Genomic DNA, 26,531 nt, shown 5'->3' on the forward strand with positions numbered 1-26,531 from the left:
CGCTCACGGCTGCTCCCCGTCCGCGTTGTCCCGCAGCCAGACGGGGAGCAGCAGCATCAGCTCCAGCCGGATCGCCGGGTCCTCGATGTCGTAGTCGAACAGCTCGTGGAGTTGCGCGAGCCGGTACCGGACGGTCTGCGGGTGGACGCACAGCGCCTCGGCGGCGTCCGTCGCGTTGAAGCCGTGCTTGAGGCACTCCAGCAGCGTGACCGCGAGCCGGGACCCGCGGTGCGCGCCGAGTTCGGTGAGCGGCGCCAGCCGCCGCCGGGCCGCCGCCTCCGCGAGCGTCCACCCCTCCTGCAGCAGCAGGTCAGGCATGTGCCGGTCGGCGTGCACGAGGCCCGGCCCGGTGCGGCCGAGCCGCCTGGCCGCGAGCAGGTCCAGCGTCCGGTGCGCCCAGTGCAGCGACACGCCGGCCTGGTCCGTCGGCACCGACGGCCCCACCGCGCCGGTCCAGCCGCTGAGGACGGCGGTGAGCCGGTCGGGACCGCCGGGGCGGTCGGGGTCGGGCATCACCAGGCACGGCCGGCCCCGGTCGAGGCCGCTCAGCAGGAACGGCGGCAGCCCCGCAGGCCCCTCGCCGCCGCTGCCGGGGCGCGGGCTCAGCACGATCACCGCGAGCCGTTCGGGCAGCCCCCACCCGGCCAGGTTCGCCTGCTCGACGACGATCTCCTTGGGCGCCGCCGGTTCCGTCAGCAGCAGGCTGAGCAGCCGGCCGCGCCGCTGCTCCCGCTCGCCCGCCGCCTTCTCCCGCGCCCGCGCGTAGCCCTGCGCGGCGGCGGACGCCAGCAGGTCCAGGTAGGCGAAGTTCACCTCGGTCAGCGCGATCGCCAGCTCGCGCGGCTTCTGCAGCCGGTCGGCCTCCCGCGACAGGTACCGCCAGGCCGTCCGGGACGCGACGCGCAGCGCGTTCTGCAGGTGCTCCAGCGAGCGCCCCTCCATCGCCTCGCCGTACCCGACGTCGAAGAAGACCTGGTGGACCTCCTTCCAGGACACGTCCGGGTCGGCGATCATCTGCACGAAGTGCCCCATGCCGCGCTCGATCGCGACCCGGATCGTCTCGGTGTAGACGGGGTCGTCGGGCCGGGCGTACTCGGGGACGTGCCGCAGCACTCCCTCCACCATGGAGTCGACCAGCGCGGGAAGGTGCGGGCGCATCCACTGCGCCTCCTCGCGCGGTACGTCCCGCCAGGGCTCCCCGGACAGTTCGCCGGTCTCCGCGGCTCCCTCGTACAGCTCCGTCAAAGTGCCACCTCCGTCAGCGAACACCCGGGCCGCCAGGCTAGGTAAGGGGAATCACACGCGACACTCACCCCGGTGACAAGGCGCCCGGCTTCCTTTCATGCGCGGCGTATGGAATTCTGCTCCGCCGTCACGACCCGGGGCCGGGCGAGGGCCGGGCACCGGCTCCCGGTCCGACCCCGGGGCGGCCCCGTTTGCGTGCGATGCCGGCGGGTAACGCTGGTGTTCGGAGGTGGCCTGATGGATCGCGGAGCCGCACCCGGCGCGGGGGAGGACGGGCGGCGGCGGATCCCCCGCACTGACGTGCTGCTCGCCGATCCGCGGCTCGCCGGGCCGGTGCGGCGGCTCGGGCGCGGCGTGGTCAAGGCGGCGGTGGTCGCGGCCCAGCGGCGGGCGCGCGACGGCGAGATCCCGCCGGACGCGGTGGCGGACGCCGCCGTGGCGTCGCTGCCGGCGACCGCCTCCGGGCTGCGTCCCGTGATCAACGCGACCGGCGTCCTGCTGCACACGAACCTCGGGCGGGCGCCCCTGTCGGACGCGGCGCGCGAGGCCGCGGCCCGCGCGTCGGGCGCCACCGACGTGGAGCTCGATCTGGAGACCGGGCGGCGGGCGCGCCGGGGACGGTCCGCGCTGGCGGCGCTGCTGGAGCGGGTGCCGCAGGCGGAGGCCGCCCACGTCGTCAACAACGGGGCGGCGGCGCTCGTGCTGGCCGCGACCGCGCTCGCGCCCGGCAGGGAGATCGTCATCAGCCGCGGCGAGATGGTGGAGATCGGCGACGGCTTCCGCATCCCCGAACTGCTCGCGGCGACGGGCGCGCGGCTGCGGGAGGTGGGGACCACCAACCGGACCGCGCCGGACGACTACGCGGCGGCCGTCGGCGAGGAGACCGGGTTCATCCTGAAGGTGCATCCCTCGAACTTCCGGATCGAGGGGTTCACGCGGAGCGCCGGCGTCGCGGAGCTGGCCGGGCTCGGGGTCCCGGTCGTCTGCGACATCGGGTCCGGGCTGCTCGCGCACGAGCCGCTCCTGCCGGACGAGCCCGACGCCGCGTCCATGCTCAAGGCGGGCGCGCACCTCGTCACGGCGAGCGGCGACAAGCTCCTCGGCGGCCCGCAGTGCGGGCTCGTCCTCGGGCGGGAGGACCTGGTGCGCCGGCTGGCGCGGCATCCGCTCGCGCGGGCGCTGCGGGTCGGCAAGACGACGCTCGCGGCGCTGGAGGCGACCGTCCGCGGGCCGCGCACCCCCACCGAGGAGGCCCTGCGCGCCGGCGCGGCGGGCCTGCGGGAGCGGGCCGAGCGGATCGCCGCGCGGCTGCGGGACGGCGGGGTCGACGCGGCGGCCGTGGACAGCGACGCGGCGGTCGGGGGCGGCGGAGCGCCCGGCGTCGTCCTGCCGAGCGCGGCCGTGTCGGTGCCCGAGCGCTGCGCGGCCCGGCTGCGGCGCGGCGTCCCGGCCGTGCTGGGGCGGGTCGAGGACGGGCGGTGCCTTCTCGACCTGCGGGCGGTGCCGCCCGCGCGGGACGGCGAACTGGCCGAGGCGGTCCGGGCGGCGGCCCGATGACCCACGTCGTCGCCACCGCCGGGCACGTGGACCACGGCAAGTCCACCCTCGTCCGCGCCCTGACCGGGATGGAGCCCGACCGGCTGGAGGAGGAGCGGCGGCGCGGCCTGACGATCGAGCTGGGCTTCGCCTGGACGGCCCTGCCCGGCGGCGACCGCCTCGCGTTCGTCGACGTCCCCGGGCATGAGCGGCTCGTCGGCACGATGCTCGCCGGCGTCGGCCCCGTCCCCGCGGTCATGTTCGTGGTGGCCGCCGACCAGGGCTGGCAGCGGCAGTCGGAGGAGCACCTCGCGGTGCTGGACGCGCTCGGCGTCCGGCACGGCCTCCTCGCCGTGACCCGCTGCGACCTCGCCGGCCCCGGGACGGCCGCCCTCGCCCGGGAGGAGGCGCTCGCCCGCATCGCGGCCACCTCGCTCGGCGAGGTCGAGCCGGTCATGGTCAGCGGCGCCACCGGGGACGGGCTGGACGGGCTGCGCGCCGCGCTGGAACGGCTCACCGCGTCCCTGCCCGCGCCCGACGCGGACGCCGACGTGCGGCTGTGGATCGACCGCGTCTTCACCGTCCGGGGCAGGGGCACCGTCGTGACCGGAACCCTCGGCGCCGGGACGATCGCCGCCGGCGACCGCCTCGCCGCCGGCGGCGGCCTCGTGCGGGTGCGCGGCCTGCAGAGCCTCAAGGAGGACCGCGACCGCGTCGGCGCCGTCGCCCGCGTCGCCCTCAACCTGCACGGGGACGTGCGGGAGCTGCGCCGGGGCCGCGCCCTGCTCGCGCCCGGGCGCTGGCTCGCCGCCGGCCTCGTCGACGTGCGGCTGCGCGGGGAGCCGGCGCACGACCTGCCGCGCGAGCTGACCCTGCACGTCGGGACGGCGGCGGTGCCGGTGCACGTGCGCCCGCTCGGCGACGACACCGCGCGCCTGGCGTTGCGCCGGCCGCTGCCGCTGCGCGTCGGCGACGTCGCGCTGCTGCGCGACCCCGGCGCCCACCGCGTCCCCGCCGGGGTCACCGTGCTGGACGTCCGCCCGGAGCCGTTCCGGCGGCGCGGCGCGGCGGCGGCGCGGGCCCGCGAGCTGGCCTCGATGAGCGGCCGCCCCGACGGCGCCGCCGAGCTGCGCCGCCGCGGGCTGATCACGCGGGCGGAGCTGGCCGCGATGGGCGTGCCCGCCCCGTCCGAGCCGGTCGCGGGGGACTGGCTCGCCGACCCCGGCCACTGGGCGGACCTCCGCGAACGCCTCACCGCGGCCGTCGAGGAGCACGCCGCCGCCCACCCCACCGACCCCGGCCTGCCCGCCGACGCCGCCCGGCGCGCCCTCGGCCTGCCCGACCGCGCCCTCGTCGAGGCGCTGGCCGAGGCCGGCGCCGGCCTGCGGCGGCGGGACGGCCGGATCTACGGGCGGGCGACCGCGCCCGAGCTGCCCCCGCCGGTCCGGCGGGCCGTCGACGCGGTGCGCCGCGAGCTGGCCGGCGCGCCGTTCCGGGCGCCGGACGCGCACCGGCTCGCCGACCTCGGGCTGACGCCGCGGATGCTCGCCGCCGCGGCCGCGGCCGGCGAGCTGCTGAAGGTCGGCGACGGCATCGTGCTGCTGCCCGGCGACGACGCCCGCGCCGCCGCGCTGCTCGCGGGCCTCGGCGGCCCGTTCACGCTGAGCGAGGCGCGCCGCGCGCTCGGCACCACCCGCCGCGTCGCCGTCCCGCTCCTGGAGCACCTGGACGCGAAGGGCTACACGGTCCGGGTGGACGACCTCCGGCGGCGCTGCACCGAGGAGGCGGGATGAAGAGGCTGACCCAGTACGCGCACGGCGGCGGCTGCGCCTGCAAGATCCCGCCCGGCGAGCTGGAGGACGTCGTCGCCGGGCTGAGCACCGTCCCGGAGGCGCCCAACACCGAGATGATCGTCGGCCTCGACACCGGCGACGACGCGGCCGTCGTCCGGCTGCCGGGCTCCCGCGGCGGCCTCGCCGCCGTCGCCACCGCCGACTTCTTCACCCCGGTCGTCGACGACCCCTACGACTGGGGGCGGATCGCCGCCGCGAACGCGCTGTCGGACGTCTACGCCGTCGGCGGCCGGCCGCTCGTCGCAGTGAACCTGCTCGCCTGGCCCCGCGAGGTGCTGCCGTTCGACCTGGCCCGGGAGGTGCTGCGCGGCGGGCTGGACGTCGCCGCCGAGGCGGGCTGCCATGTCGGCGGCGGCCACAGCGTCGACGACCCCGAGCCCAAGTACGGCATGGCCGTCACCGGGGTCGCCGACCCCGCCGCGCTGCTCCGCAACGACACCGGCAAGCCGGGCGTGCCGCTCACCCTGACCAAGCCGCTCGGCCTCGGCGTCCTGAACAACCGGCACAAGGCGACCGGCGAGGTGTTCCCGCACGCCGTCGCCGCCATGGTGCGGCTGAACCGGGACGCGTCCGCCGCCGCGCTCGACGCCGGAGCCGTCTGCGCCACCGACGTGACCGGCTTCGGGCTGCTCGGGCACCTGTACAAGCTGGCCCGCGCGTCCGCCGTCACCGCCGTGGTGGACGCCGCCGCCGTCCCCTACCTGGACGGCGCCCGCGAGTCCCTGCGCGCCGGGTACGTCAGCGGCGGCACCCGCCGCAACCTCGGCTGGGTCGCCCCGCACACCGAGTTCCGCGGCACGTCCGAGGAGGACCGGCTGCTCCTCGCCGACGCGCAGACGTCCGGCGGCCTCCTCGTCGCCGGCGAGATCCCCGGCGAGCCGGTCATCGGCGAGCTCGTCCCCGCCGGGCAGCACCCGCTCGTCGTCCGGTAGCCGCCCGGCCGGGCCGTCCGGCTAGACCTCGGTGCCGGTCTCCGCGGTGATGCCGGCCCGCTCCCGGTACTCCCGGACCAGCGCCGCGGCGGCCGGGCCGCGCGGGCGGCGCCCCGGGCGGATGTCGACCGACAGCGCCTTCGCCTCCTGGATGTGGGTGTTCGGGTCCAGGGACAGGTGCAGCAGCTCGTTCGCCGCGTCGCCGGTGCTGTAGCCGTTCGGGCCCCAGTGGTACGGCAGGCCGATCTGGTGCACCGTCCGGCCGTCCACGACGAGCGGCTGCATCCGGTCGGTGACCAGGACGCGGGCCTCGATGACGGCGCGCGGGCTGACGATCGTCGCCCAGCCGCCGTGCTCCAGGCCCCGCTCGGCCGCCAGCTCCGGGGACACCTCGCAGAAGAACTCCGGCTGAAGCTCGGCCAGGTACGGCTGCCAGCGCGACATGCCGCCCGCCGTGTGGTGCTCGGTGAGCCGGTAGGTCGTCGTCACGAACGGGTACACCTCCGCGCCCGGCGCCCCGTCCACCGGCGCGTACCGGTTGTCGGGATGCGGCGGCAGCAGGTGCCGGACGGGGTTGCGCTGCTGCTTGTACAGCGGGTTCGCGAACGGCGACTCCTGCGGCTCGTAGTGCGTCGGGAGCGGGCCGTCGGTCAGCCCCGCCGGCGCGAACAGCCACGCCTTCCCGTCCGCCTGCATGATGAACGGGTCGTCGCCGGCGAGCGCGTCCGGGCCAGTGGCGTCCTTGGGCGGCTTGTAGTCGGGCGGGCGGTCGGCGATGAAGTCGGGCACATCGTGGCCTGTCCACTTCCCCTGCTCGGCGTCCCACCACACGTACGCCTTGCGATCGCTCCAGGGGTTGCCGTCCGTGTCGGCGGACGCCCGGTTGTAGAGGATGCGCCGGTTCGACGGCCACGCCCAGCCCCACTCGGGCGCGACCCAGTGCTGGTCCTTGCCGGGCTTGCGGCGGGCGGGCTGGTTGACGCCGTCGGCGTAGCAGCCGCAGTAGATCCAGCAGCCGCACCTGGTCGACCCGTCGTCCTTCAGCTGCGTGTAGGACGACAGCGGGCTCCCGTCGGCGTCGTAGCCGTTGATCTCGGCGAGCACCGCCTCCGCGTCCGGCTCGTCCAGCCGGCCGCGCGTCGGGTAGTCCCACGTCAGGTCGAGGACCGGGCGGTCCATCTCGTCGTCCGACCCGGCGAGCTTCTCCCGGATGATGCGGCCCAGGTGGTACATGAACCACAGGTCGCTGCGCGCGTCCCCGGCGGGCTCCACGGCCTGGTGGTGCCACTGCAGCATGCGCTGGGTGTTGGTGAAGCTGCCGTCCTTCTCGGTGTGCGCGGCGGCGGGCAGGAAGAACACCTCGGTGCCGATGTCCTCGGTGCGCATCTCGCCCGACTCGATCTCCGGGCCGTCCTTCCACCACGTCGCCGACTCGATCAGCGAGAAGTCGCGGACGACGAGCCAGTCCAGGTTCGCCATCCCGAGCCGCTGGATCTTGGCGTTCGCGGACCCGACGGCCGGGTTCTCGCCCATCAGGAAGTAGCCCTTGCACTGGCCGCCGATCTGCGCCATCGCCGTCTCGTACGTGCTGTGCGAGCCGGTCAGCCGGGGCAGGTAGTCGAAGCAGTAGTCGTTCTCGGCGGTCGCCGCGTCGCCCCAGTACGACTTCAGCAGGCTCACGGTGTAGGCCCGCATGTTGCCCCAGAAGCCCTTCTTCGCCGCCTCCGCCTTGACGAACGCGTCCAGGTCCTCGTTGCTGTGCGCGTGCGGCATCGGGATGTAGCCGGGCAGCAGGTTGAACAGCGTCGGGATGTCCGTCGACCCCTGGATGGACGCGTGGCCGCGCAGCGCCATGATGCCGCCGCCGGGCCGGCCGATGTTGCCGAGCAGGCTCTGCAGGACCGCCGCCGTCCGGATGTACTGGACGCCGACCGTGTGCTGCGTCCAGCCCACCGCGTAGACGAACGCGGACGTCCGGTCCCGCCCCGAGTTCTCGGTGAGCATCTCGCACACCTGCAGGAACTGGTCGCGCGGGACGCCGCAGATCCGCTCCACCATCTCCGGCGTGTACCGGGAGTAGTGCCGCTTGAGCACCTGGAACACGCAGCGCGGGTGCCGCAGGGTCGGGTCCCGCTCCGGGGCGCCCGTGCCGATCGCCGCGCCGCCGGAGCCGTGCGCCTCGCCGCGCCCCGCCTCCGCGACCGACCCGGCGCGCTCCTCGTACTCCATGTCCCGCCGGCCGGACGCGGCCTGCACCTGCATTCCCTCGTACTGCCACGTCCTGAAGTCGTAGCTGCGGTTCTCCGGGTCGAGGCCGGAGAACACGCCGTCGAGGTCCTCGGTGTCGCGGAAGTCCTCGGTGAGGATCACCGGCGCGTTGGTGTAGGCCACCACGTAGTCGCGGAAGTACTTGTCGTTCTCCAAGACGTAGTTGACGATCCCGCCGAGGAAGGCGATGTCACTGCCCGCGCGCAGCGGGACGTGCGCGTCCGCGAGCGCGCTGGTCCGGGTGAACCGCGGGTCCACGTGGATCAGCTTCGCGCCGCGCGCCTTCGCCTCCATCACCCACTGGAACCCGACCGGGTGGCACTCGGCCATGTTCGAGCCCTGGATGACGATGCAGTCCGAGTTCTGCAGGTCCTGCTGGAAGGTGGTCGCGCCGCCGCGGCCGAACGAGGTTCCCAGACTGGGAACGGTGGAGGAGTGTCAAACGCGCGCCTGGTTCTCGATCTGCACCGCGCCGAGCGCGGTGAACAGCTTCTTGATCAGGTAGTTCTCCTCGTTGTCGAGCGTGGCGCCGCCGAGGCTCGCGAAGCCCAGCGTGCGCCGCACCCGCAGGCCGTCCTGCTCCCACTGCCAGCCGTGCCGGCGGGCCGCGACGACCCGGTCGGCGATCATGTCCATCGCCGTGCCGAGGTCGAGGCGCTCCCACTCGGTGCCGTGCGGGCGCCGGTAGAGGACCTGGTGCTCGCGGGCCGGCCCGGTGGTCAGCTGGAGGCTGGCCGAGCCCTTCGGGCACAGCCGCCCCCGGCTGACCGGCGAGTCCGGGTCGCCCTCGATCTGGGTGACCTCGCCGTCCTTGACGTACACGTCCTGCCCGCAGCCGACCGCGCAGTACGGGCAGACGGACTTCACGACCTGGTCGGCGGTGCCCACCCTGGCTTTGATCCGCTCGGTCCCCGCGCTCTTCGCCGCGGAGCCGCGGCCGAGCGGATCGTCGCCGGTGAACTGGCGGTAGACGGGCCATGACCCGATCCATGTACGAACGCCCACGTCACACCACCCTTCACCTTCGCGCGCCGTCCACCTACCCGGCGCCCGTCCGGCAAAACAAACCGCTGCGCTAACCCGCGAAGGCGGCCAGCGCGGTGGAGACGGGTTCCGGCTCGCCGCCGTTCTGCACGGCGGAGGCCGTCAGCACGTCGAGGTGCTGGTAGCCGGGCGCGACGACGTCGCCGGGCTGCGGGTCGCTGAACCCGAGGCCGTCGCCCGCCTCCAGGTTGAGGATCGGGTTGGCCGCGATGCCTCCCTCGTGGACGGCGTCGTCCGCGATGCCGGGCGCGCCCGCCAGCGCGATGTCGGTGACCATCTTCGTGGGGAAGTAGTGCTCGGTGAAGTCGAGCGGGTGCTCCGACAGGCTGCGCGCCAGCTCGGCGATGTCGGTGACCTCCTTGCCGGCGGAGGTGAACGGGGTGCCGTCCTTCGACTTGTACACCGGGTCGTCGGGCGCGCCGACGCGGTCGTAGTTACGCCACGTGTAGAGCGGGCCGCCCGGCTCGTCGGGGATCGCCTTCTTCTCCTTGCCGAGCAGCCGGGACAGGCCGCCGAGCCCCAGCCCGTCCAGGTTGTTCGGCGCTGGGAACTCCTTGTCGACGATCCTGCCGCCGTCCCAGAAGCCGACGCTGGCCTGCATGAACGCGAGCGGCTGGGAGTTGTCGTCCAGCAGCCCGCCGAGCGCCGCGGCGTTGGTGAAGCGGAAGTCCTTCACCGTCGGGGAGCCCTTGAGGAACGTCGGGTAGTCCTTGGAGAACAGCAGCCGGTACGTCATGTCCTGGTTGAACCCGGACGGGACGTAGGCCGCGAGGTCGGAGACGCCGTCCGGGTCGAGGTTGGCCGCGAGACCGGCGATGCCCAGCAGGTTCATCGTCTCGGTGTTGACCACGGCCGGGGCCGACAGCGCGCGCGGGATCACGCCGGTCTCCAGCCCGGCCTGGACGGCGCCCGCGCCGAACTCGACGAGGGGAACCCAGTCCTCCGGGACCTCGCCGCCCATCCCCGGCAGCCCCTTCGCGATGCGGGTGTCGAGCGCGAAGTAGCCGGAGCACTGGTTGTAGCCGGCGTCGCCCGTGGTGGCGTGGTTCCCGTCGAAGTCCCATTCGGCGAAGTAGGCGGTCAGGACGCCGCCGAGGGAATGGCCGCCGCACAGCATCTTCTGCTTTCGGGCCGCCTGGTCCGGAAGCTCATGGACCATCAGGTCGTACTGGTCGCGCACGGTCTGTTCGAGCCCGACATTCTGCAGCCATTTCACCTGGTCGTTCGACTGGTATCCGGCGAATTTGCGGCCGTCCACTTCTTTCTGCCGGTAGTAGTAGTCCACGGCGAGGTGGACGTCCTTCGCCCTGAGCCCGGCCTGGAGCCCGGTGCGGTCCTCAAGGCAGTTGGAGCGCCGGTCGAGCGCCCAGAACTCGATGTGCTTCCCGCGCTTCGCCGCGGCCGAAACCGTGTTCCGCGCGACGCTGTCGAACGCGCCCGCGCCTTCGAGGATGCCGGGCTGGGCGACCAGGATCCTGTCGGCCCGCGCCGGTTCGGCGGGCCCGTCCTCGTGCCGGAACCGCAGGTAGGACAGCCAGTCGCAGGCTTCGGGATGGGGGCCGGCGGAGGCCGGGAGCGGCACCTTGACCCGCACCGCCGACTCGACGACGTCGGTGACGGGCGAGCCGGACGGGACGGGCGTCTCGGACCGGCCGGCCTCGCGCGCGCTCACCGGGCCGGCGAGCGCCCCGGCGGCCAGGGCCGAAGCCGCGAGGACGGTGAGGGGCACGAACGAGCGAAGCGGGCCGCGGGGTCGTCCCCCCGAGGCCGACAGGGTGGGTCGCCCCATCGCGGACTCCTTTCGGAGCGGTCGAGTGATGGGGCAACAATGAACTCAGTCGTTCTTGTCACGACAGTCGTTTGTTTGCGCAATCTCCGCGCGGCTCTTGTCTCCGGCTGACAAACCGGTCAGCCGAGGACGGCCGAGCCGGCCTTCTTCACCAGCTCCGCGAACTCCGCGCGCTCGGACGGCGACAGCGCCTTCTCGTACACCGCGGCCGACAGGCGGTCGGTGATCTCCTCGGCCTCCGCGCGCAGGGGCTTGCGGTCGGAGCAGTCGGGGAAGTCGCCCTGCCAGCCGCAGAACCTGGCCTTGCCCTCCCCCTCGTGGATCAGGATCGCCTCCAGCGGCGACAGGCCGACGGCCGTCGTCGCGACCAGGTGCTGCCCGCCGCGCAGCTCGCGCAGCACCTGGAGCACCTGCACCAGCCGGCCCGGCCCGCGCTCCGGCAGCGGCTCGGCGCGCCAGCCGCAGAACAGCGGCAGCCCCGCGCCGTCGGCCGCGTTCGCGACCCGCTCGGCCAGCTCGCACAGGCGCGGGTCGTCGGGGAGGTGCTCCTCGCCCCAGGCCCGGAACGCCTTGGCGTACCGGCGCGCCGCCTCCCGCGCCCCGGCGACCGCGACGCCCTCGTCCCACATGGCACGCACGACCCCGGCCTCGAAGAAGCCGAGCGCGGCCCAGACCACGCCGCCGTCGACGTCGCCGAGCACCCCGCCGCGCCCCGCGAAGTAGAAGGCGAACGGGTTGGCGTAGCCGAGTTCCCTCCCGTGTTCGGAGACCGCCGGGTCCAGCATCCATTTCGAGCCGATGTCGTGGACGATCTCGTCGGCGGCGCGCACGGTCTCGGCGGCGGTCAGGTCCGGCATGGGCGCTCCTCGGCTCCGGGGGGTGAGGTAAGCGGGAGGTTACCTCCTGCCTGCGAGACCGTGCCATCCGGGGGCGGATCGGCGCGGCGCCGGGCGGTGCGGCGGGCGGGTCGACCGGCTGTTGACATTCGCGGGAGTTAGCGCAAACATTCGGGGCGTAGCAATGACTTCGGGGAGGCGATGTGGCGGCCGAATCACCGGAGGCGCCCGACGGCCGGCGGCTGGCGGTGATGGAGGACGTGGCCGCGATGGCGGGCGTTTCCGCGATGACCGTGTCGCGCGTGCTCAACACCCCGGAGAAGGTGCGGCCGCAGACGCGCGCCCGGGTGATGGCGGCCGTGCAGGCCCTCGACTACCGGCCCAACTCCGCGGCCCGGGTGCTCGCCACCGGGCGGTCCGGCGTGCTCGGCGTGGTCAGCTTCGACACCACGCTCTACGGGCCCGCGTCCACGGTGTTCAGCATCGAGCAGGCCGCCCGCGAGCACGGCTACAACGTCAGCATCGTCAGCCTCAGCTCGCTGAACCGGCGGTCGATCGGGGAGGGCGTGGAGCGGCTGCGCGCCCAGTCCGCCGACGGGATCATGGTGGTGGCGCCGCACGAGTCGGCCGCCGACGGGCTGAAGGAGCTGCCGTCCGACACCCCGCTGGTCGCGGTCGGCGCGGGCGGCGACGTGCCGTTCCCCGTGGTGGCGGTCGACCACCGGGCCGGCGCCGAGCGGGCCGTCCGGCACCTGCTCAGCCTCGGCCACGAGACCGTCGTGCACCTGGCCGGGCCCGCCGACTGGGTGGACGCGAGCGGCCGCGCGGACGGCTGGCGGGCCGCGCTGGAGGCCGCCGGGCGGGAGGTCCCGGAGGGCCCCTCGGGCGACTGGAGCGCCCGGTCCGGGTACGAGCACGGCCGGCAGATCGCCGCCGATCCCGAGGTCACCGCCGTGTTCGCGGCCAACGACGCGATGGCGCTCGGGCTGCTGCGCGCGCTGCGCGAGGCCGGCCGCGACGTGCCCGGCGAGGTGAGCGTCGTCGGCTTCGACGACGTGCCCGAGGCCGCCTACTTCCCGCCGCCGCTGACGACCGTCCGGCAGAACTTCGGCGAGGTGGGGCGGCGCGCGTTCCGCCTGCTCCTGGACCGGATCGAGGGAGCCTCCCGGCCGGTTCCCGAGCCGGCCGGCACCCGCCGCGTGGTGGAACCCGAGCTCGTGGTCCGGGAGAGCACCGGGGTGCGCCGCGGTACCTGACCACTGATGACCGGAACCGGAGATCCCGTTCGTCGGCCATTGATGTTAGCGCTAACAAAGGAGCGGACATGACAGCCCAGGAGACCGCCGCGCTCCGCACCGAACTCGCCGTCCTGCATCAGCTGCTCGTCGAGGGCGGGCTGGTGGTGTGGACGGCCGGGAACGTGTCCGCCCGGGTCAGCGGCGACGCCTTCCTGATCAAGCCGAGCGGCGTCCCCTACGAGGACCTCACCCCCGACTCGATGGTGCTGTGCGACCTTGAGGGCAAGCCGATCGGCGACCAGCCGCTCAAGCCGTCCAGCGACGTGTTCGCGCACGCGTACGTGTACCGGCACCGCGCCGACGTCGGCGGAGTCGTGCACACCCATTCGACCTATGCGACCGCGTGGGCGGCGCGCAACGAGCCCATCCCGTGCGTGCTGACCGCGATGGCGGACGAGTTCGGCGGGGAGATCCCCGTCGGCCCGTTCGCGCTGATCGGCGGCGACGACATCGGCCGGGGCATCGTCGAGACGCTCGACGGGCACCGCAGCCCGGCCGTCCTCATGCGCAACCACGGCGTCTTCACGATCGGCGCCGACGCGCGCGCCGCGGTGAAGGCGGCCGTGATGTGCGAGGACGTCGCCCGCACCGTCCACCTGTCCCGCCAGCTCGGCGAACCGCTGCCGATGGACGCGGGCGACATCGACCGCTTGTACGACCGCTACCAGAACGTCTACGGGCAGAGGGGCTGACCACATGAGCTTTCCGAACCGCGAGATCTGGTTCCTCACCGGCAGCCAGGGCCTGTACGGCGAGGAGACCCTCCGCCAGGTCGCCGAGCAGTCGGGTGCGATCGCCGCGCGCCTCGGCGGGGCGCTGCCCGTCGCGCTGCGCTGGACGCCCGTGCTGACCGACGCGGAGGCGATCCGCCGGGTCTGCCTGGACGCGAGCTCCGACGACTCCTGCATCGGCGTGATCGCGTGGATGCACACCTTCTCCCCGGCGAAGATGTGGATCGCGGGCCTGGACGTGCTGACCAAGCCGCTGCTGCACCTGCACACGCAGGCGAACGTCGAGCTGCCCTGGCACTCGATCGACATGGACTTCATGAACCTGAACCAGGCCGCGCACGGCGACCGGGAGTTCGGCTACATCCAGTCGCGGATCGGCGTCGCCCGCAAGACGGTCGCCGGGCACGTCACCGACCCGTCCGTGGGCTCCCGCATCGCCGGGTGGGCGCGCGCGGCGGCGGGCTACCACGAGCTGCGCACGCTGAAGCTGGCCCGGTTCGGCGACAACATGCGGGACGTCGCGGTGACCGAGGGCGACAAGGTCGAGGCGCAGCTGCGGTTCGGCGTCTCCGTCAACACCTACGGCGTGAACGACCTGGTGGACGTGGTGGACGCCGTCCCCGACGTCGAGGTCACCGAGCTGGTCAAGGAGTACGAGGACGTCTACGACGTCGCCCCCGAGCTGCGGGCGGGCGGCGACCGGCACGAGTCGCTCCGCTACGGCGCGCGGATCGAGCTGGGCCTGCGGACGTTCCTCGGCGAGGGCGGCTTCAAGGCGTTCACGACGAACTTCGAGGACCTCGGCGGGCTGCGGCAACTGCCCGGCCTCGCCGTGCAGCGGCTGATGGCGGACGGCTACGGGTTCGGCGGCGAGGGCGACTGGAAGACGGCGACGCTGCTGCGCACGCTGAAGGCCGCGGCCGCCGGGCTGCCCGGCGGCACGTCGTTCATGGAGGACTACACCTACCACCTGGAGCCCGGCAACGAGCTGATCCTCGGCGCCCACATGCTGGAGGTCTGCCCGTCGATCGCGGCGGGGCGGCCGTCGCTGGAGATCCACCCGCTCTCCATCGGCGCCCGCGAGGACCCGGTGCGGCTGGTGTTCGACGCCGAGCCGGGGCCCGCCATCGTGGCCGGGCTCGCCGACATGGGGGACCGGTTCCGGATCGTCGCGAACGAGATCGAGGTCGTCGCGCCGCCGGAGCCGCTGCCGATGCTGCCGGTCGCCCGCGCCGTGTGGCGCCCGCTGCCCGACCTGCGCACGTCCACCGAGGCGTGGCTGACGGCCGGGGCGCCCCACCACACCGTCCTGTCCGCCGCGCTGGGCACCGAGGAGCTGGCCGACCTCGCCGAGATGGCCGGGGTCGAGCTGCTCACCATCGACGCCGGCACCACGCTGCGGCAGTTCACCAAGGAGATCCGCTGGAACCAGGCGTACCACCGCCTGGCCCAGGGCCTATGAGAGGAGCCCTATGAGCGGGGACGAGCGGTACGTCGTCGGGATCGACTTCGGGACGCTGTCCGGGCGCGCGGTGGTCGTCCGCGTCCGGGACGGCGCCGAGCTCGGCGACGGCGTGCACGAGTACGGCCACGGGGTGATCGACGAGGCGCTGCCCTCCGGGACCCGCCTCGGTCCCGACTGGGCCCTCCAGGCGCCGCAGGACTGGATCGACGTGCTGCGCTACGCCGTGCCCAAGGCGCTGGCGGTGGCGGGCGTCCCGGCGTCGCAGGTGATCGGCATCGGGACGGACTTCACCGCCTGCACCGTCCTGCCGGCGACGGCCGACGGCACGCCCCTCTGCGAGCGGTACCCGGACCGCCCGCACGCCTGGCCGAAGCTCTGGAAGCACCACGCCGCGCAGCCGCAGGCCGACCGGATCAACGCGCTCGCCGCCGAGCGCGGGGAGCCCTGGCTGCGCCGCTACGGCGGGAAGATCTCCTCGGAGTGGCAGTTCGCGAAGGGGCTCCAGCTCCTCGAAGAGGACCCCGCGCTGTACGCGGAGGCCGAACGCTGGATCGAGGCCGCCGACTGGATCATCTGGCAGCTGACCGGCACCGAGTCCCGCAACATCTGCACGGCCGGCTACAAGGGCATCTACCAGGACGGCCGGTACCCGTCCGGCGAGTTCCTCACCGCGCTCCACCCGGACTTCGCCGGCTTCCCGGCGAAGCTCGGCCACGATCTCGCGCCGCTCGGCGGCCTCGCCGGGAGGCTGACCGCGCGGGCCGCCGGATGGACGGGCCTCCCCGAGGGCATCGCGGTCGCGGTCGGCAACGTCGACGCACACGTCACCGCCGCGGCCGCCGATGCCGTCCGGCCCGGCCAGATGGTCGCGATCATGGGCACGTCCACCTGCCACGTCATGTCGTCGGACTCGCTCGCCGAGGTCCCCGGCATGTGCGGCGTCGTGGCCGACGGCATCGTGCCGGGCCTGTGGGGCTACGAGGCCGGCCAGTCGGGCGTCGGCGACATCTTCGCCTGGTTCGTCGACAACTGCGTGCCCGGCTACTACAGCCAGGTCGCCGCGGCCGAGGGGCGGACCGTGCACGAGCACCTCACCGCCCTCGCCGAGGCCCAGCCGGTGGGGCGGCACGGGCTGGTCGCGCTCGACTGGCACAACGGGAACCGGTCGGTCCTCGTCGACCACGACCTGTCCGGCCTGATCGTCGGCCAGACCCTCGCGACCCGGCCCGAGGACGTCTACCGCGCGCTCATCGAGGCGACCGCGTTCGGCGCGCGCAAGATCGTGGAGACGTTCGAGGCGTCCGGCGTGCCCGTCGAGGAGCTGGTCGTCGCGGGCGGCCTGATGAAGAACACCTTCCTGATGCAGGTGTACGCCGACGTGCTGCGCCGGCCGCTGTCGGTCATCGGGTCCGCCCAGGGGCCGGCGCTCGGCTCGGCGATCCACGCCGCCGTCGCCGCCGGGGCGCACCCCGACATCACCTCGGCCGCCGCGGCGATGGGGCGCCGGGTCCCGTCCGCCTACGTCCCGGACCGGGCCCGCGCCGACGCCTACGACGACCTCTACGAGATCTACCTGAGCCTGCACGACCACTTCGCGGACGGCGCGATCATGCACCGCCTCCGCGCGCTGCGGTAGCGCCCGGCCGGGCGCCGCCGGTCAGGGGGCGCCCGGTCAGGGGCCGCCGGTCAGGAGGCGGGCCCCGTGCTGCGCCGGACGATCAGCTTGCTGGGCACCAGCTTCGGGTCGTCCGGCTCGGTGGCCTCGCCGGTGAGCCGGCTGATGAGCAGCTCCACGAGGTGCCGGCCGAGGGCGGTGAAGTCCTGCCGGACGGTGGTGAGCGGCGGGGTGAGGAACGCCGCCTCCGGTATGTCGTCGAACCCGATGACGCTGACGTCGTCCGGCACCCGGCGGCCGCTCTCGTGGATCGCCCACAGCAGCCCGAGCGCGATCTGGTCGTTGGCCGCGAACACCGCCGTCACGTCGCCGTCGGCGGCGAGCAGCCGGCCGCGCTCGTAGCCGGACCGGGCGCTCCAGTCGCCGGGCGCGCAGTCGGGGACGTCCGCGCCCGCCTCGATGAGGGCGTCCCGCCAGCCGCGGGTCCGCTCGGTGGCCTCCGACCAGTCGTCCGGGCCGGGCAGGTGGTGGACGGTGCGGTGCCCGAGCTCCAGCAGGTACCGGGTCGCCTCGCGCGGCGCCAGGTAGTGGTCGGCGGACACGGTCGGGACGGCGGCCGGCGGCCCGAGCAGGACGGTCGGCAGGTCGCCGGGCAGGTGCCGCAGCGCCTCGTCCGGCGGGACGTGCCCCGGGATCATGATGATGCCGTCCACGCCCTGGTCGCGGAACCGGTCGACCGCTCCGGCGACCGCGCCGTGCCCCGGCGACTCCAGGCTGGCGACGCTGGTGAAGAAGTCGGCCGCGCGGGCGTTCCGCTCGATCGCCGCGATGATCGACGCGGGGCCGTGCAGCGCGGTGTCGAAGCTGACGACGCCGAGCGTCCGGGACCGGCCGGTGGCGAGCGCCCGCGCCGCCGCGTTCGGCCGGAAGTCCAGCTGCGCGGCGGCGGCCAGCACCCGGTCGCGGGTCTTCTGGCTGACCATCGGATGGTTCTTGAACACCCGCGACACGGTCTGGTGGGAGACCCCTGCGAGCCGGGCGACGTCGCGGAGCCCGGGTCTGGCGGGTGGTGTGGAGGTCATGTCACCTCGGAACATACCGGGTCCGCCGTCCCCGGGCCGCCCGGTCAGCGGGACGTCCCGGCGCGTCGCTTGGCCCAGATGTCGAACGCGACGGCCGCCAGCAGGACCAGTCCCTTGATCAGCATGACCCGCTCGCTCGGCGCGCCGAGCAGCGACATGCCGTTGTTGATCACGCCCATGATGAGGCCGCCGGTGATCGCGCCGACCACCTTGCCGACGCCGCCCTGCACGGCCGCGCCGCCGATGAACGCCGCCGCGATCGCGTCCAGCTCGAACATGTTCCCGGCGGTCGGGCCGGCCTGGTTGAGCCGCCCGGCGAACACGATCCCGGCGATGGCCGACAGCACGCCCATGTTGACGAACAGCCAGAACGACACCGACTTCACCTTGATGCCGGACAGCCGCGCCGCGAGGGGGTTGCCGCCGAGGGCGTAGACGTGCCGGCCGAACACGGCCCGGTTCATGACCAGCGTGGAGCCGAGCACGAGCACGCCCAGCAGGACGAGCACCCACGGCATGTTCTTGAACCGGGCGAGCTGCACGGCCATGAACATGACGACCACGACGCCGAGGCCGTACTTCAGCGCGAACAGGGTGAGGGGCTCGACCTTCTGGCCGTAGCGGATGCGCCCCTGCCGGTTCCGCCAGCCGAGCCCGACGTAGCCGCCGACCAGCGCCAGCGCGACCAGCAGCGTGAACAGGTCGGCGCCGCCGAGCGGCCCGAGCCCGATGTTGCCGAGGTAGCCGGACAGGAAGCCGTTGGCGATCGTCCGCACCTCGTCGGGGAACGGGCCGATGCCCTGGTTGCCGAGGACGGTCAGCGTCAGCGCCCGGAACACCAGCATCCCGGCCAGCGTCACGATGAACGCCGGGATCTCGAAGTAGGCGATCCAGTAGCCCTGCCACGCCCCGATCGCGGCGCCCGCGAGGATCGTCAGCAGCACCGCGAGCGGCCACGGCACGTCGTGCTCGACCATCAGCACGGCCGCGATGGCGCCCGTCACCGCCACCACCGACCCCACCGACAGGTCGATGTGCCCGCCGATGATGATCATGATCATCCCGATGGACAGGATCAGGATGTAGGAGTTCTGGACGATGATGTTGGAGATGTTCTGCGGCGACAGCAGCTGCCCGCCGGTGAGCGCCGCGAACAGCGCCACGATCAGCGCGAACGCGATGTAGATCCCGCTCTGCCGCAGGTTGACCGGCAGGGTCCGGCCCGGCTTCGGCCGCTCGGCAGGCGGCGGTGACACGGCCTTGTCGGCCGACACGACGCTGCTCATGCTCTGGTCTCCTCGGTCTGGGTCATGTACTGCATGAGGCGCTCCGGCGTCGCGTCCGCGCGGCTCACCTCGCCGGTGATGCGGCCCTCCGCCATCGCGTAGAGGCGGTCGCAGATCCCGATCAGCTCCGGCAGCTCGGACGAGATCACCAGCACCGCGCGGCCCTGGTCGGCCATCCGGTTGATGATCGAGTAGATCTCGTACTTGGCGCCGACGTCGATGCCGCGGGTCGGCTCGTCCAGGATCAGCACGTCCGCGTCCGTGAAGATCCACTTGGACAGGACGACCTTCTGCTGGTTGCCGCCGCTCAGCTGCCCGGTCGGGGCCAGGACGCTCGGCGTCTTGATGTTCATCTCCCTGCGGAACCGCTCGGCGACGTCGTACTCGCGGTTGTCGTTCACCCAGCCGGCCTTCGCGAGGCTGCGCAGCCCGGCGGCGGAGACGTTGCGCTTGACGTCCTCGATGAGGTTCAGCCCGTAGGTCTTGCGGTCCTCGGTGGCGTAGGCGATCCCGTGCCGGATCGCGTCGGTGACCGTGCGGACCGAGATCTCCTTGCCGTCCTTGTAGATCCGGCCGCTGATCCCGGTGCCGTAGCTGCGGCCGAACACGCTCATCGCCAGCTCCGTGCGGCCCGCGCCCATCAGCCCCGCGAGCCCGACGATCTCGCCGCGGCGCAGGGTGAGCGAGGCGCGGTCCACGACGATCCGGTCGTGCTGGGTGGAGGAGTGGACGGTCCAGTCCTCGATGCGCAGCACCTCGTCGCCGATGTCGGGGACGCGGTCGGGGAACCGGTGGTCCAGGTCGCGGCCGACCATGCCGGAGATGATGCGGTCCTCGGACACGTCGCCGCTCATGTCGAGCGTCTCGATCGTCCGGCCGTCGCGCAGGATCGTGGTGGAGTCGGCGATCGCGCGGATCTCGTTCAGCTTGTGCGAGATGATCACGCAGGTGATGCCCTCGTCGCGGAGCCCGCGCAGCAGGTCGAGCAGGTGCGCGGAGTCGGCGTCGTTCAGCGCGGCGGTCGGCTCGTCCAGGATGAGCAGCTTCACCCGCTTCGACAGCGCCTTGGCGATCTCCACGAGCTGCTGCTTGCCGACGCCGAGCTCCATCGCCGGCGTCACCGGGTTCTCCTTCAGCCCGACCCGCTCCAGCAGCTTCGCCGCGTCGGCGTTGGTCCGGTTCCAGTCGATGAGCCCGAACCGGCCGCGCCGCTCGTTGCCGAGGTAGATGTTCTCCGCGATCGACAGGTACGGGCTGAGCGCCAGCTCCTGGTGGATGATGACGATCCCGCGCTGCTCGCTGTCGCGGATGCCGGAGAACCGGCACGGCTCGCCCTCGAACTCGATCTCGCCGCTGTACTCGCCGTGCGGGTAGACGCCGGACAGCACCTTCATCAGGGTCGACTTGCCGGCCCCGTTCTCGCCGCAGATCGCGTGGATCTCGCCCCGCCGCACCTCCAGGTTCACGTCCTGGAGGGCCTTGACCGCGGGGAAGGTCTTGGTGATGCCGCGCATCCGCAGAATCACGTCGCTCATGGTGCTCCTCGCGGGGAGGGGCGGGGCGGCCCGCCGGGGGAGGATTAGCCGGCGGACCGCCCCACCCGAGGCGTTACTTCAGCTGGGCCTCGGTGTAGTAGCCGGTGTCGATGAGTTCCTTCTTGTAGTTGTCCTTGTTCACGATCACCGGGTTGAGCAGGTAGGACGGGACGACCTTCTCGCCGTTGTCGTAGTCCTTGGTGTTGTTCACCTCGGGCTTCTCGCCCTTCAGCACGGCGTCGGCCATCTTCACCGTGACGGCGGCGAGCTGCCGCGTGTCCTTGTAGATGGTCGAGTACTGCTCGCCCGCGATGATCGACTTGACCGACGCGACCTCGGCGTCCTGGCCGGTCACGATCGGGTACGGCTGGCCGGGCGTGCCGTAGCCGTTGGACTTCAGCGCCGACAGGATGCCGATCGACAGGCCGTCGTAGGGGGACAGGACGCCCTGGACCTTCGTCCCGCCGCGGTAGTAGCGGGTGAGGACGTCCTCCATGCGCTTCTGCGCGCGCTCGGGGTCCCAGCGCAGCGTCGCGATCGTCTTGAAGTCGGTCTGGCCGCTCTTGACGACGAGGGTCTTCTTGTCCAGGTACGGCTTCAGGGTGTCCATCGCGCCGTTGTAGAAGAACGTCGCGTTGTTGTCGTCGGGCGAGCCCGCGAACACCTCGATGTTGAACGGGCCCTTCGCCGAGCCCTCCGAGCCGTCCTCCTTCTTCAGCCCGAGGCCGACGAGGAGGGACGTCGCCTGCTGCACGCCGACCTTGTAGTTGTCGAAGGTGGCGTAGTAGTCGACGTTCGGGGAGTTGCGGATCAGCCGGTCGTAGGAGATGACCGGGACGCCCTTGTCGGCCGCCTTCTGCAGCTGCGTCGTCAGCGCGGTGCCGTCGATGGACGCGATGATCAGCAGCCGGGCGCCCTTGGTGATCTGGTTGTCGATCTGGTTGGCCTGGGTCGGGATGTCGTTCTCGGCGTACTGGAGGTCGACCTTGTAGCCGAGCTGCTCCAGCTGCTTCTTGAGGTTGTCGCCGTCGTGGATCCAGCGCTCCGACGAGCGGGTCGGCATCGTGACGCCGACGAGCGCGCCCGCCGCCGGCTTCTTCTCCGCCTTCTCCTTGTCGACGGTCTTCTGCGTCGAGCCGCACGCGGTCATGCCGAGCGCGAGGCCGAGGCCCAGCGCCAGGCTGACGAACTTCCTACGCTTCACGTCTCACCTCGGGGGTGGTGCCGGTGTCCCCGGATACACTGTTACCGGTCACACTGCCATGTCAAGAGGGTAGAGCGGGCCGCGCCAAAACCGTGACCTCGCGGACACCGGGCACCGGGCGCGGACGTGGAGGCGTGCCCGCGGCCGGCCCGCGCCGGTCAGGACTCGCTGAAGTCGTCCCGGGAGAGCCCCTTCTCCGCCATCTTGTCCTCGAGTTCGGCGCCGAGCTCGTTGCGCGTGTCGGGACCCCGGCGGGGCTTCTTGCGTCCCGCGTCCCGGTCCGGTGCGCCGCCCGGTTCCATGACCACCTGATCGGTGTCGTCGGTCTTCGGCGCGTTCTCCTCGGGCGTGGTCATCCGTGCCCCCGATCTGTCGACTGGCCCGCCGGCGGGTCCGGCGGTCGCGCTACGGGCTACCCGGCGGCGCCGGCGTTAAGCCCCGCCTCCCCGAACCCGGCGAGGTCAGCGTGCGTACGAGCTGCAGGGGTGGTCCGTGTGAGCGACCCGAGCGGGAGCGGTGACCGGCCGGCGCTGCTGCCGGCGGCGCTGGAGGCCGACTGCGCGGCGTGCGGCGGGACCGGCCGGACGCCCAACCCGCGGTGGCTGGCGTGGCACCGGCGGGCGGCCGAGCTGGTCGCGGTCGCGCAGGCGGCGCGCCGCGCCCACGAGCTGCGCGTGGTCGCGCCGGGGCCGCCCTCCGGCGGCGCGCCCGCGCCCACCCAGCCCGACGCGTCCGCCGAGCCGGCGATCGTGGCCGCGGTGGACCGCGCCATCGAGGACCACATGCGGGCGCGCCCGGCCGAGCCCGAGGAGGACGACTGCGCGGCCTGCGCGGGCGTGGGCCGGGAGCTGACCGCCGCCGGGCGGCAGCTCACCGAGCTGCTGGTCCGGCACGGCTTCGTGCGGCGGGTCTGACGCCCCGTCCGGCCTACCGGGCGGGGCGGGAGCCGCGGCGGTGGCCCATCCGGATCCCGCTCAGCACGAGGCTGATGAGGAACAGCACGATGCCGATGATCAGCAGGTAGAACAGGCCCTTCACGACGACGCCGATGATGCCGAGCGCCACCGCGACGAGCAGGATGAACAGGAACAGGGCCATGGTGATCCCTCCCGGAGGGGGCGGCCGCGTCAGCGGCGGGCGAGCCGGCGCTCGTCCGGCGCGGCCTCGTAGGCCAGGTCGTAGTGGGCGAAGACCGCGCTCTCGTCGCCGGCGAGGAGCTCCCCGTCCATGTCGATGGCGGGCGCGTTCTTGATCTGCTTCTTCGGGCGGGCGACGCGCAGGTGCTCCGGCCCCAGCGTCGCCCCGTCGAGCGGCGCGAACACCAGCCGCTGCCGCATCGGCATGCCGGTCTTCACGGTCGCGAAGATGGGCTGGTCGGTGAGGGTGTCGACGTAGACGGCCTCCAGCTGACCGATCTTGCTCCCGGCCTCGTCGATCACCGCCCGGCCGCGCCAGTCCCGGATGTCCTCGATCTCGAACATGTCACTGTCCAGCCGTTTGCGTCGGAAAGCCTTCTCAAGAGTCGTCTACCCAGTTCACGGCGGATATGTCCGGGACGTTGAGATTCCGTTCTCACGCGCGCCGCTCGCGGGGCGCGACGGCCCCGTAGGCGGCGAGTTCCTCCTGGTAGGGGAACGAGCCGGGGACGTAGGAGCACCAGGGTTCGGCCGCGAAGGGGTCGCCCGACGTGGCCAGCGCGCGCGAGCGGGAGCCGCCGCAGATCGTCCGGAACTCGCACGCGCCGCACTTCCCCTTGAGGTTGTCGGGGTCGCGCAGCCCGGTGAACAGCGGCGACGTCCGGTAGATGTCGGTCAGCCGCCCGGTGCGGACGTTCCCGGCGGGCGTCGGCAGGAAACCGCTGGGATGGACGCTGCCCCGGTGCGAGACGAACACGAACCCGCGCGCCGAGCCGACGTCCATGGGCGCGCGCCGGGCGCGCCGCACCGGCAGGTCCAGCTCGGCGAGGCGCTCGCGCAGCTCCTTGTAGAGCGGGCCGAGGCCGAGCGCGGCGACGTGGTCGGCGCCGTGCCGCCGCAGGATGTCCCGCTGGACCACGATCCGGCGGAAGTGGTGGGCCTCGGTCGTCCGGGCGGGGACGTGCGCCCCCGCGTCGTAGACGAAGTTGAGGACGTCCTCGACCTGGTCCGCGTCGAGGGCGGGCAGCAGCCTGCCGCGCCCGGTCGGGACGAGCAGGAACGCGCTCCAGGTGAGCGCGCCCATCTCGTGGACGATCCGCACGATCTCCGGCAGGTCGGTCAGGTTGTGCCCGGTGACGGTGGTGTTGATCTGCACCTTCAGCCCGAGGTCGCGGGCGGCCCGCCAGGCGTCGAGCGTCCACCGGTAGACGCCGGGGGTCGCCCGGAAGTCGTCGTGGATCCGCGCGTCCGACCCGTCCAGGCTCAGCGAGATGGCCCGCGCGCCCGCGTCCCGCAGGGCGGTGAGGCCGGTCTCGGTGAGCGTCGGCGTGCCCGACGGGGAGACCGCGACGGGCAGGCCGATCCGGGTGCCGTGCCGCACGAGGGCGGTCAGGTCGGGCCGCTGGAACGGGTCGCCTCCGGTGATGACGAACACCGGCGGCGGGCTGCCGAACGCGGCGACCTGCTCCATCAGGCCGAACGCCTCGGCGGTGCTCAGCTCGCCGGGGTCCCGGTCCGGCCTGGCCTCGGCGCGGCAGTGCCGGCAGGCGAGCGGGCACGCCTGCGTCGCCTCCCAGATGACGATGAACGGCCGGTCGGCGGTGTCGTGGCGGGGCACGCGGATGTGTCTCATGGTTCCGGCGGCTCTCATGTGCGCAGCAGGTAGTCGACGGCGTCGGCGGCGGAGTAGTCGTCGCCGGCGGTGCGGACGAGGTCGGGCAGGAAGCCGAGGTCCTGGCCGAGGGTGAGCAGGGGCTGCTCGACGTAGCCGTCCGGCCGGTGCTGGCCGTAGCCGATGTTCGCGACGAGGGCGTTGCACAGGCAGCGGCGGCCGTCGGTGTCCTCGATGGCCCCGCCCTTGCGGACGTAGGCGTCCACGGGTTCGGCCGGGCAGCGGTAGCCGACCGTCCCGTTCTCCTTCAGGTAGGGGGTCCGCAGGTAGCTCAGGTCGCACAGCCGGGGCCGCCTGTTGTACACCTCCGGCTCGGAGAGCGTGCCCGGCAGCGCGGCGACCTTGAACGGGAACCCGGTCGGCGAGGCGCGCGGGTCGTTGCGGACCCGGAGCGTGCCGTCCAGCGCCCGCCCGATGAGCTCCTTGCGCAGGCCGGGTTCCAGGCCGGACTCGCGGCACAGCGCGAAGACGCTGCCCGCCTGGACGCCCTCGGCGCCGGCGGCGCGCGCCTCGGCGAGCGTGCCGGGCCGGGCGTAGCCGCCCGCCAGCCAGAACGGCAGGCCGAGCGCGGCGACCTTGGCCGGGTCGATCCGGTCCCGCTGCCCGTAGACGGGCTCGCCGCCCTCGTCCAGGCGCAGCCGGCCGCGCGGCGGCGCGCTGTGCCCGCCCGCGACGGCCGTCTCCAGCACGAACCCGTCCGGGCGGGTGGCCGGGGACCGGTGCAGATACATGGCGAGGACGGACGACGACACGATCGCCAGGAACTGCGGCCGCTTCGTCGTGACCCCGGACAGCGACGCCGGGTCGAAGGAGAACGGGCGGCCCTCGGCGGCGCCCGCGACCGCCACCGTCACCCGCCCGGGCGACCCGGCGGCCAGCGCGTCCAGCAGCGCCGGGATCTCGCTGGGGATCCCGGCGCCCATCAGGACGTAGTCCACGCCGGCCAGCATCGCCCCGTAGGCGGCGGGCGGGGTGGCGAGCTGGATCTTCTCCAGGTAGTTGATCCCGACCGGGCCGCCGTGCCCCTCCTTCGCGAGCCACACCTCGGCGAAGTTGCCGGCGACGGTCAGCTCGTCGCGGGTCCGGTTCGGCCGCAGGCCGAGCTTCGGCACCGGCCGGAACCGCTGCCCCGGCTCGAGCCCGCCGGGGACGAAGTAGCGCTCCAGGATCCGCTCGCTCACCCCCGGCAGCGGGAGGTGCGCGAGGGCGCGGCGCAGGTGGCCGCCCTCGTCGCCCGCTTGCAGGCCGCGGGCGAGCAGGGCGTCCAGCGCCACCCCCGAGACCACGCCGAGCTGGCCCGTCCGGGCGACGGCGTTCGCCAGCCGCCACCCGGACACGCCGGCGCCCATGCCGCCCTGGATGATGCGGGGCCGCTCCGGCTCAGACATCCCGCTCCCGCGCGGTCTCCGCCCACGTCAGCAGGTCGAGGCCGGCGGCGCGGGCGTCGCGCCGGGTGGCCAGGATGGCGTTCACCGTGTCCTCGGGGAGCGTCTCCACCATGATCGACAGCCCGTCGCAGTCGCTGACGTGCGGGAGGATCCGCCGGGTCAGCTCGATGCCGTCCTCGGCCTGCCGGGGCGTCAGCCGGTCGTGCTCGGCGAGCGAGTAGAGGCTCCGGACGTTGCGGATCGCGCCGTCGTGGTCGGTGAGCAGCTTGTCCACGTACTCGTCGCCGAAGATGTCGACGAGCCGCGGGTACATCGACTCCTCCTCGTAGCGGAAGTGCGGGCCGGTGGCGGCGTCTACCGCCGCGACCAGCTCGCGGACGCGCCCGGTGTCGCGGGCCCGGAACGCCTCCACGAGGTCGAGCAGGAGGTCGCGGACACCGCGGTGCTCCGTACGGAACGCGTCGGTGAACTCTTGGACGGGTGTGGGCATCGTTCGCCTCTCTGGGTGCGGAATCTCTGTGTGCGGGGTCTTTGTGCCGGCTCTGTGCGCGGGCTCTGTGTGCGGGCTCTGTGTGCGGGCTCTGTGTGCGGGGTCAGACGCGTTCGAGGACTTCCG

At 73.4% G+C, this 26,531-nt stretch carries 22 protein-coding genes; 8 read left to right on the forward strand and 14 right to left on the reverse strand.

Annotated features, from left to right (window positions below; all coding sequences use genetic code 11):
* Positions 1–3: 3 nt before the first annotated feature.
* Entirely contained in the window at positions 4–1,245 is a 1,242-nt protein-coding gene (locus ACIWVC_RS03150) for a PucR family transcriptional regulator (RefSeq protein ID WP_396445045.1), read from the reverse strand.
* A gap of 237 nt (positions 1,246–1,482) precedes the next feature.
* Here ACIWVC_RS03150 and selA point away from each other — a divergent pair, with 237 nt between their 5' ends.
* Genes selA through selD form a run of 3 tightly spaced genes read left to right on the forward strand, consistent with a single transcriptional unit; the run spans position 1,483 to position 5,566 of the window.
* Positions 1,483–2,802 (forward strand): L-seryl-tRNA(Sec) selenium transferase, encoded by a 1,320-nt coding sequence (gene selA, locus ACIWVC_RS03155; protein ID WP_396445044.1) that lies wholly within the window; start codon positions 1,483–1,485, stop codon positions 2,800–2,802.
* Positions 2,799–4,574 carry a SelB C-terminal domain-containing protein gene (locus ACIWVC_RS03160; RefSeq protein ID WP_396445043.1) on the forward strand — a complete coding sequence of 592 codons (1,776 nt, stop codon included), beginning with the start codon at positions 2,799–2,801 and terminating at the stop codon, positions 4,572–4,574. Before selA ends, ACIWVC_RS03160 begins: the two co-directional genes overlap by 4 nt.
* Positions 4,571–5,566 (forward strand): selenide, water dikinase SelD, encoded by a 996-nt coding sequence (gene selD / locus ACIWVC_RS03165; RefSeq protein WP_396445042.1) that lies wholly within the window; start codon positions 4,571–4,573, stop codon positions 5,564–5,566. Before ACIWVC_RS03160 ends, selD begins: the two co-directional genes overlap by 4 nt.
* A 21-nt stretch (positions 5,567–5,587) precedes the next feature.
* On the opposite strand, the gene fdh is transcribed toward selD, so the two are convergent.
* The 3 genes from fdh to ACIWVC_RS03180 form a co-directional block, all read right to left on the reverse strand.
* The gene (gene fdh, locus ACIWVC_RS03170; protein ID WP_396445041.1) at positions 5,588–8,839 is read right to left on the reverse strand and encodes a formate dehydrogenase; all 3,252 of its coding nucleotides are present in this window, start codon (positions 8,837–8,839) and stop codon (positions 5,588–5,590) included.
* Positions 8,840–8,909: 70 nt separating this feature from the next.
* Complete coding sequence (locus ACIWVC_RS03175; RefSeq protein ID WP_396445040.1) at positions 8,910–10,667, reverse strand: hypothetical protein; 1,758 nt, start codon at positions 10,665–10,667, stop codon at positions 8,910–8,912.
* 119 nt (positions 10,668–10,786) lie between these two features.
* On the reverse strand, positions 10,787–11,524 hold the full coding sequence (locus ACIWVC_RS03180; RefSeq protein WP_396445039.1) for a hypothetical protein: 738 nt from the start codon (positions 11,522–11,524) through the stop codon (positions 10,787–10,789).
* A 230-nt stretch (positions 11,525–11,754) separates the two neighbouring features.
* Here ACIWVC_RS03180 and ACIWVC_RS03185 point away from each other — a divergent pair, with 230 nt between their 5' ends.
* The 4 genes from ACIWVC_RS03185 (at position 11,755) to araB (ending at position 16,633) form a co-directional block, all read left to right on the forward strand.
* Positions 11,755–12,759, forward strand: a complete 1,005-nt coding sequence (locus ACIWVC_RS03185) for a LacI family DNA-binding transcriptional regulator (RefSeq protein WP_396445164.1) — start codon at positions 11,755–11,757, stop codon at positions 12,757–12,759.
* A gap of 68 nt (positions 12,760–12,827) precedes the next feature.
* Positions 12,828–13,493 carry an L-ribulose-5-phosphate 4-epimerase gene (locus ACIWVC_RS03190; protein ID WP_396445038.1) on the forward strand — a complete coding sequence of 222 codons (666 nt, stop codon included), beginning with the start codon at positions 12,828–12,830 and terminating at the stop codon, positions 13,491–13,493.
* A gap of 4 nt (positions 13,494–13,497) precedes the next feature.
* Positions 13,498–14,994, forward strand: coding sequence for an L-arabinose isomerase (gene araA, locus ACIWVC_RS03195; RefSeq protein ID WP_396445037.1), 1,497 nt, complete (start codon positions 13,498–13,500; stop codon positions 14,992–14,994).
* 10 nt (positions 14,995–15,004) lie between these two features.
* A complete protein-coding gene (gene araB / locus ACIWVC_RS03200) occupies positions 15,005–16,633 on the forward strand; it encodes a ribulokinase (protein ID WP_396453774.1) in 1,629 nt (542 codons plus the stop codon).
* A gap of 50 nt (positions 16,634–16,683) precedes the next feature.
* Here araB and ACIWVC_RS03205 read toward each other — a convergent pair whose 3' ends face one another.
* The 5 genes from ACIWVC_RS03205 to ACIWVC_RS03225 form a co-directional block, all read right to left on the reverse strand.
* Positions 16,684–17,694, reverse strand: coding sequence for a LacI family DNA-binding transcriptional regulator (locus tag ACIWVC_RS03205; protein WP_396445035.1), 1,011 nt, complete (start codon positions 17,692–17,694; stop codon positions 16,684–16,686).
* 44 nt (positions 17,695–17,738) lie between these two features.
* Positions 17,739–18,980 (reverse strand): multiple monosaccharide ABC transporter permease, encoded by a 1,242-nt coding sequence (gene mmsB / locus ACIWVC_RS03210; protein ID WP_396445034.1) that lies wholly within the window; start codon positions 18,978–18,980, stop codon positions 17,739–17,741.
* Positions 18,977–20,515 (reverse strand): multiple monosaccharide ABC transporter ATP-binding protein, encoded by a 1,539-nt coding sequence (gene mmsA / locus ACIWVC_RS03215; RefSeq protein WP_396445033.1) that lies wholly within the window; start codon positions 20,513–20,515, stop codon positions 18,977–18,979. Before mmsA ends, mmsB begins: the two co-directional genes overlap by 4 nt.
* Positions 20,516–20,588: 73 nt before the next feature.
* Positions 20,589–21,665: a multiple monosaccharide ABC transporter substrate-binding protein gene (chvE, locus tag ACIWVC_RS03220; protein WP_396445163.1), complete on the reverse strand. Its 1,077-nt coding sequence runs from the start codon at positions 21,663–21,665 to the stop codon at positions 20,589–20,591.
* A 212-nt stretch (positions 21,666–21,877) separates the two neighbouring features.
* Positions 21,878–22,075, reverse strand: coding sequence for a hypothetical protein (locus ACIWVC_RS03225; protein WP_396445032.1), 198 nt, complete (start codon positions 22,073–22,075; stop codon positions 21,878–21,880).
* 138 nt (positions 22,076–22,213) lie between these two features.
* Between ACIWVC_RS03225 and ACIWVC_RS03230 the strand changes: the two genes are divergently transcribed.
* On the forward strand, positions 22,214–22,633 hold the full coding sequence (locus tag ACIWVC_RS03230) for a hypothetical protein (protein ID WP_396453775.1): 420 nt from the start codon (positions 22,214–22,216) through the stop codon (positions 22,631–22,633).
* Between the two features lie 13 nt (positions 22,634–22,646).
* On the opposite strand, the gene ACIWVC_RS03235 is transcribed toward ACIWVC_RS03230, so the two are convergent.
* The 5 genes from ACIWVC_RS03235 to ACIWVC_RS03255 all read right to left on the reverse strand — a co-directional run bounded on the left by ACIWVC_RS03235 (position 22,647) and on the right by ACIWVC_RS03255 (position 26,405).
* Positions 22,647–22,817 carry a hypothetical protein gene (locus tag ACIWVC_RS03235; RefSeq protein ID WP_396445030.1) on the reverse strand — a complete coding sequence of 57 codons (171 nt, stop codon included), beginning with the start codon at positions 22,815–22,817 and terminating at the stop codon, positions 22,647–22,649.
* A gap of 29 nt (positions 22,818–22,846) precedes the next feature.
* Positions 22,847–23,200 (reverse strand): PRC-barrel domain-containing protein, encoded by a 354-nt coding sequence (locus tag ACIWVC_RS03240; RefSeq protein ID WP_396445029.1) that lies wholly within the window; start codon positions 23,198–23,200, stop codon positions 22,847–22,849.
* A gap of 91 nt (positions 23,201–23,291) precedes the next feature.
* Positions 23,292–24,488, reverse strand: coding sequence for a TIGR04053 family radical SAM/SPASM domain-containing protein (locus ACIWVC_RS03245; RefSeq protein WP_396453776.1), 1,197 nt, complete (start codon positions 24,486–24,488; stop codon positions 23,292–23,294).
* A 14-nt stretch (positions 24,489–24,502) separates the two neighbouring features.
* Positions 24,503–25,915, reverse strand: coding sequence for a nitronate monooxygenase (locus ACIWVC_RS03250; protein ID WP_396445027.1), 1,413 nt, complete (start codon positions 25,913–25,915; stop codon positions 24,503–24,505).
* A complete protein-coding gene (locus ACIWVC_RS03255) occupies positions 25,908–26,405 on the reverse strand; it encodes a hemerythrin domain-containing protein (RefSeq protein ID WP_396445026.1) in 498 nt (165 codons plus the stop codon). The genes ACIWVC_RS03250 and ACIWVC_RS03255 overlap by 8 nt, the downstream gene beginning before the upstream one ends.
* Between the last annotated feature and the right edge of the window lie 126 nt (positions 26,406–26,531).

The organism is Actinomadura sp., from assembly GCF_044508335.1.
Lineage (GTDB): Bacteria > Actinomycetota > Actinomycetes > Streptosporangiales > Streptosporangiaceae > Spirillospora.

Bases quoted from the DNA above. Each gene is read 5' to 3' on its own strand.
- selA (WP_396445044.1), top strand. From the start codon at position 1,483: ATGGATCGCGGAGCCGCACCCGGCGCGGGGGAGGACGGGCGGCGGCGG.
- ACIWVC_RS03160 (WP_396445043.1), top strand. From the start codon at position 2,799: ATGACCCACGTCGTCGCCACCGCCGGGCACGTGGACCACGGCAAGTCC.
- selD (WP_396445042.1), top strand. From the start codon at position 4,571: ATGAAGAGGCTGACCCAGTACGCGCACGGCGGCGGCTGCGCCTGCAAG.
- ACIWVC_RS03175 (WP_396445040.1), bottom strand. From the start codon at position 10,667: ATGGGGCGACCCACCCTGTCGGCCTCGGGGGGACGACCCCGCGGCCCG.
- ACIWVC_RS03180 (WP_396445039.1), bottom strand. From the start codon at position 11,524: ATGCCGGACCTGACCGCCGCCGAGACCGTGCGCGCCGCCGACGAGATC.
- ACIWVC_RS03185 (WP_396445164.1), top strand. From the start codon at position 11,755: ATGGAGGACGTGGCCGCGATGGCGGGCGTTTCCGCGATGACCGTGTCG.
- ACIWVC_RS03190 (WP_396445038.1), top strand. From the start codon at position 12,828: ATGACAGCCCAGGAGACCGCCGCGCTCCGCACCGAACTCGCCGTCCTG.
- araA (WP_396445037.1), top strand. From the start codon at position 13,498: ATGAGCTTTCCGAACCGCGAGATCTGGTTCCTCACCGGCAGCCAGGGC.
- araB (WP_396453774.1), top strand. From the start codon at position 15,005: ATGAGCGGGGACGAGCGGTACGTCGTCGGGATCGACTTCGGGACGCTG.
- ACIWVC_RS03205 (WP_396445035.1), bottom strand. From the start codon at position 17,694: ATGACCTCCACACCACCCGCCAGACCCGGGCTCCGCGACGTCGCCCGG.
- mmsB (WP_396445034.1), bottom strand. From the start codon at position 18,980: ATGAGCAGCGTCGTGTCGGCCGACAAGGCCGTGTCACCGCCGCCTGCC.
- mmsA (WP_396445033.1), bottom strand. From the start codon at position 20,515: ATGAGCGACGTGATTCTGCGGATGCGCGGCATCACCAAGACCTTCCCC.
- chvE (WP_396445163.1), bottom strand. From the start codon at position 21,665: ATGACCGCGTGCGGCTCGACGCAGAAGACCGTCGACAAGGAGAAGGCG.
- ACIWVC_RS03225 (WP_396445032.1), bottom strand. From the start codon at position 22,075: ATGACCACGCCCGAGGAGAACGCGCCGAAGACCGACGACACCGATCAG.
- ACIWVC_RS03235 (WP_396445030.1), bottom strand. From the start codon at position 22,817: ATGGCCCTGTTCCTGTTCATCCTGCTCGTCGCGGTGGCGCTCGGCATC.
- ACIWVC_RS03240 (WP_396445029.1), bottom strand. From the start codon at position 23,200: ATGTTCGAGATCGAGGACATCCGGGACTGGCGCGGCCGGGCGGTGATC.
- ACIWVC_RS03245 (WP_396453776.1), bottom strand. From the start codon at position 24,488: ATGAGACACATCCGCGTGCCCCGCCACGACACCGCCGACCGGCCGTTC.
- ACIWVC_RS03250 (WP_396445027.1), bottom strand. From the start codon at position 25,915: ATGTCTGAGCCGGAGCGGCCCCGCATCATCCAGGGCGGCATGGGCGCC.
- ACIWVC_RS03255 (WP_396445026.1), bottom strand. From the start codon at position 26,405: ATGCCCACACCCGTCCAAGAGTTCACCGACGCGTTCCGTACGGAGCAC.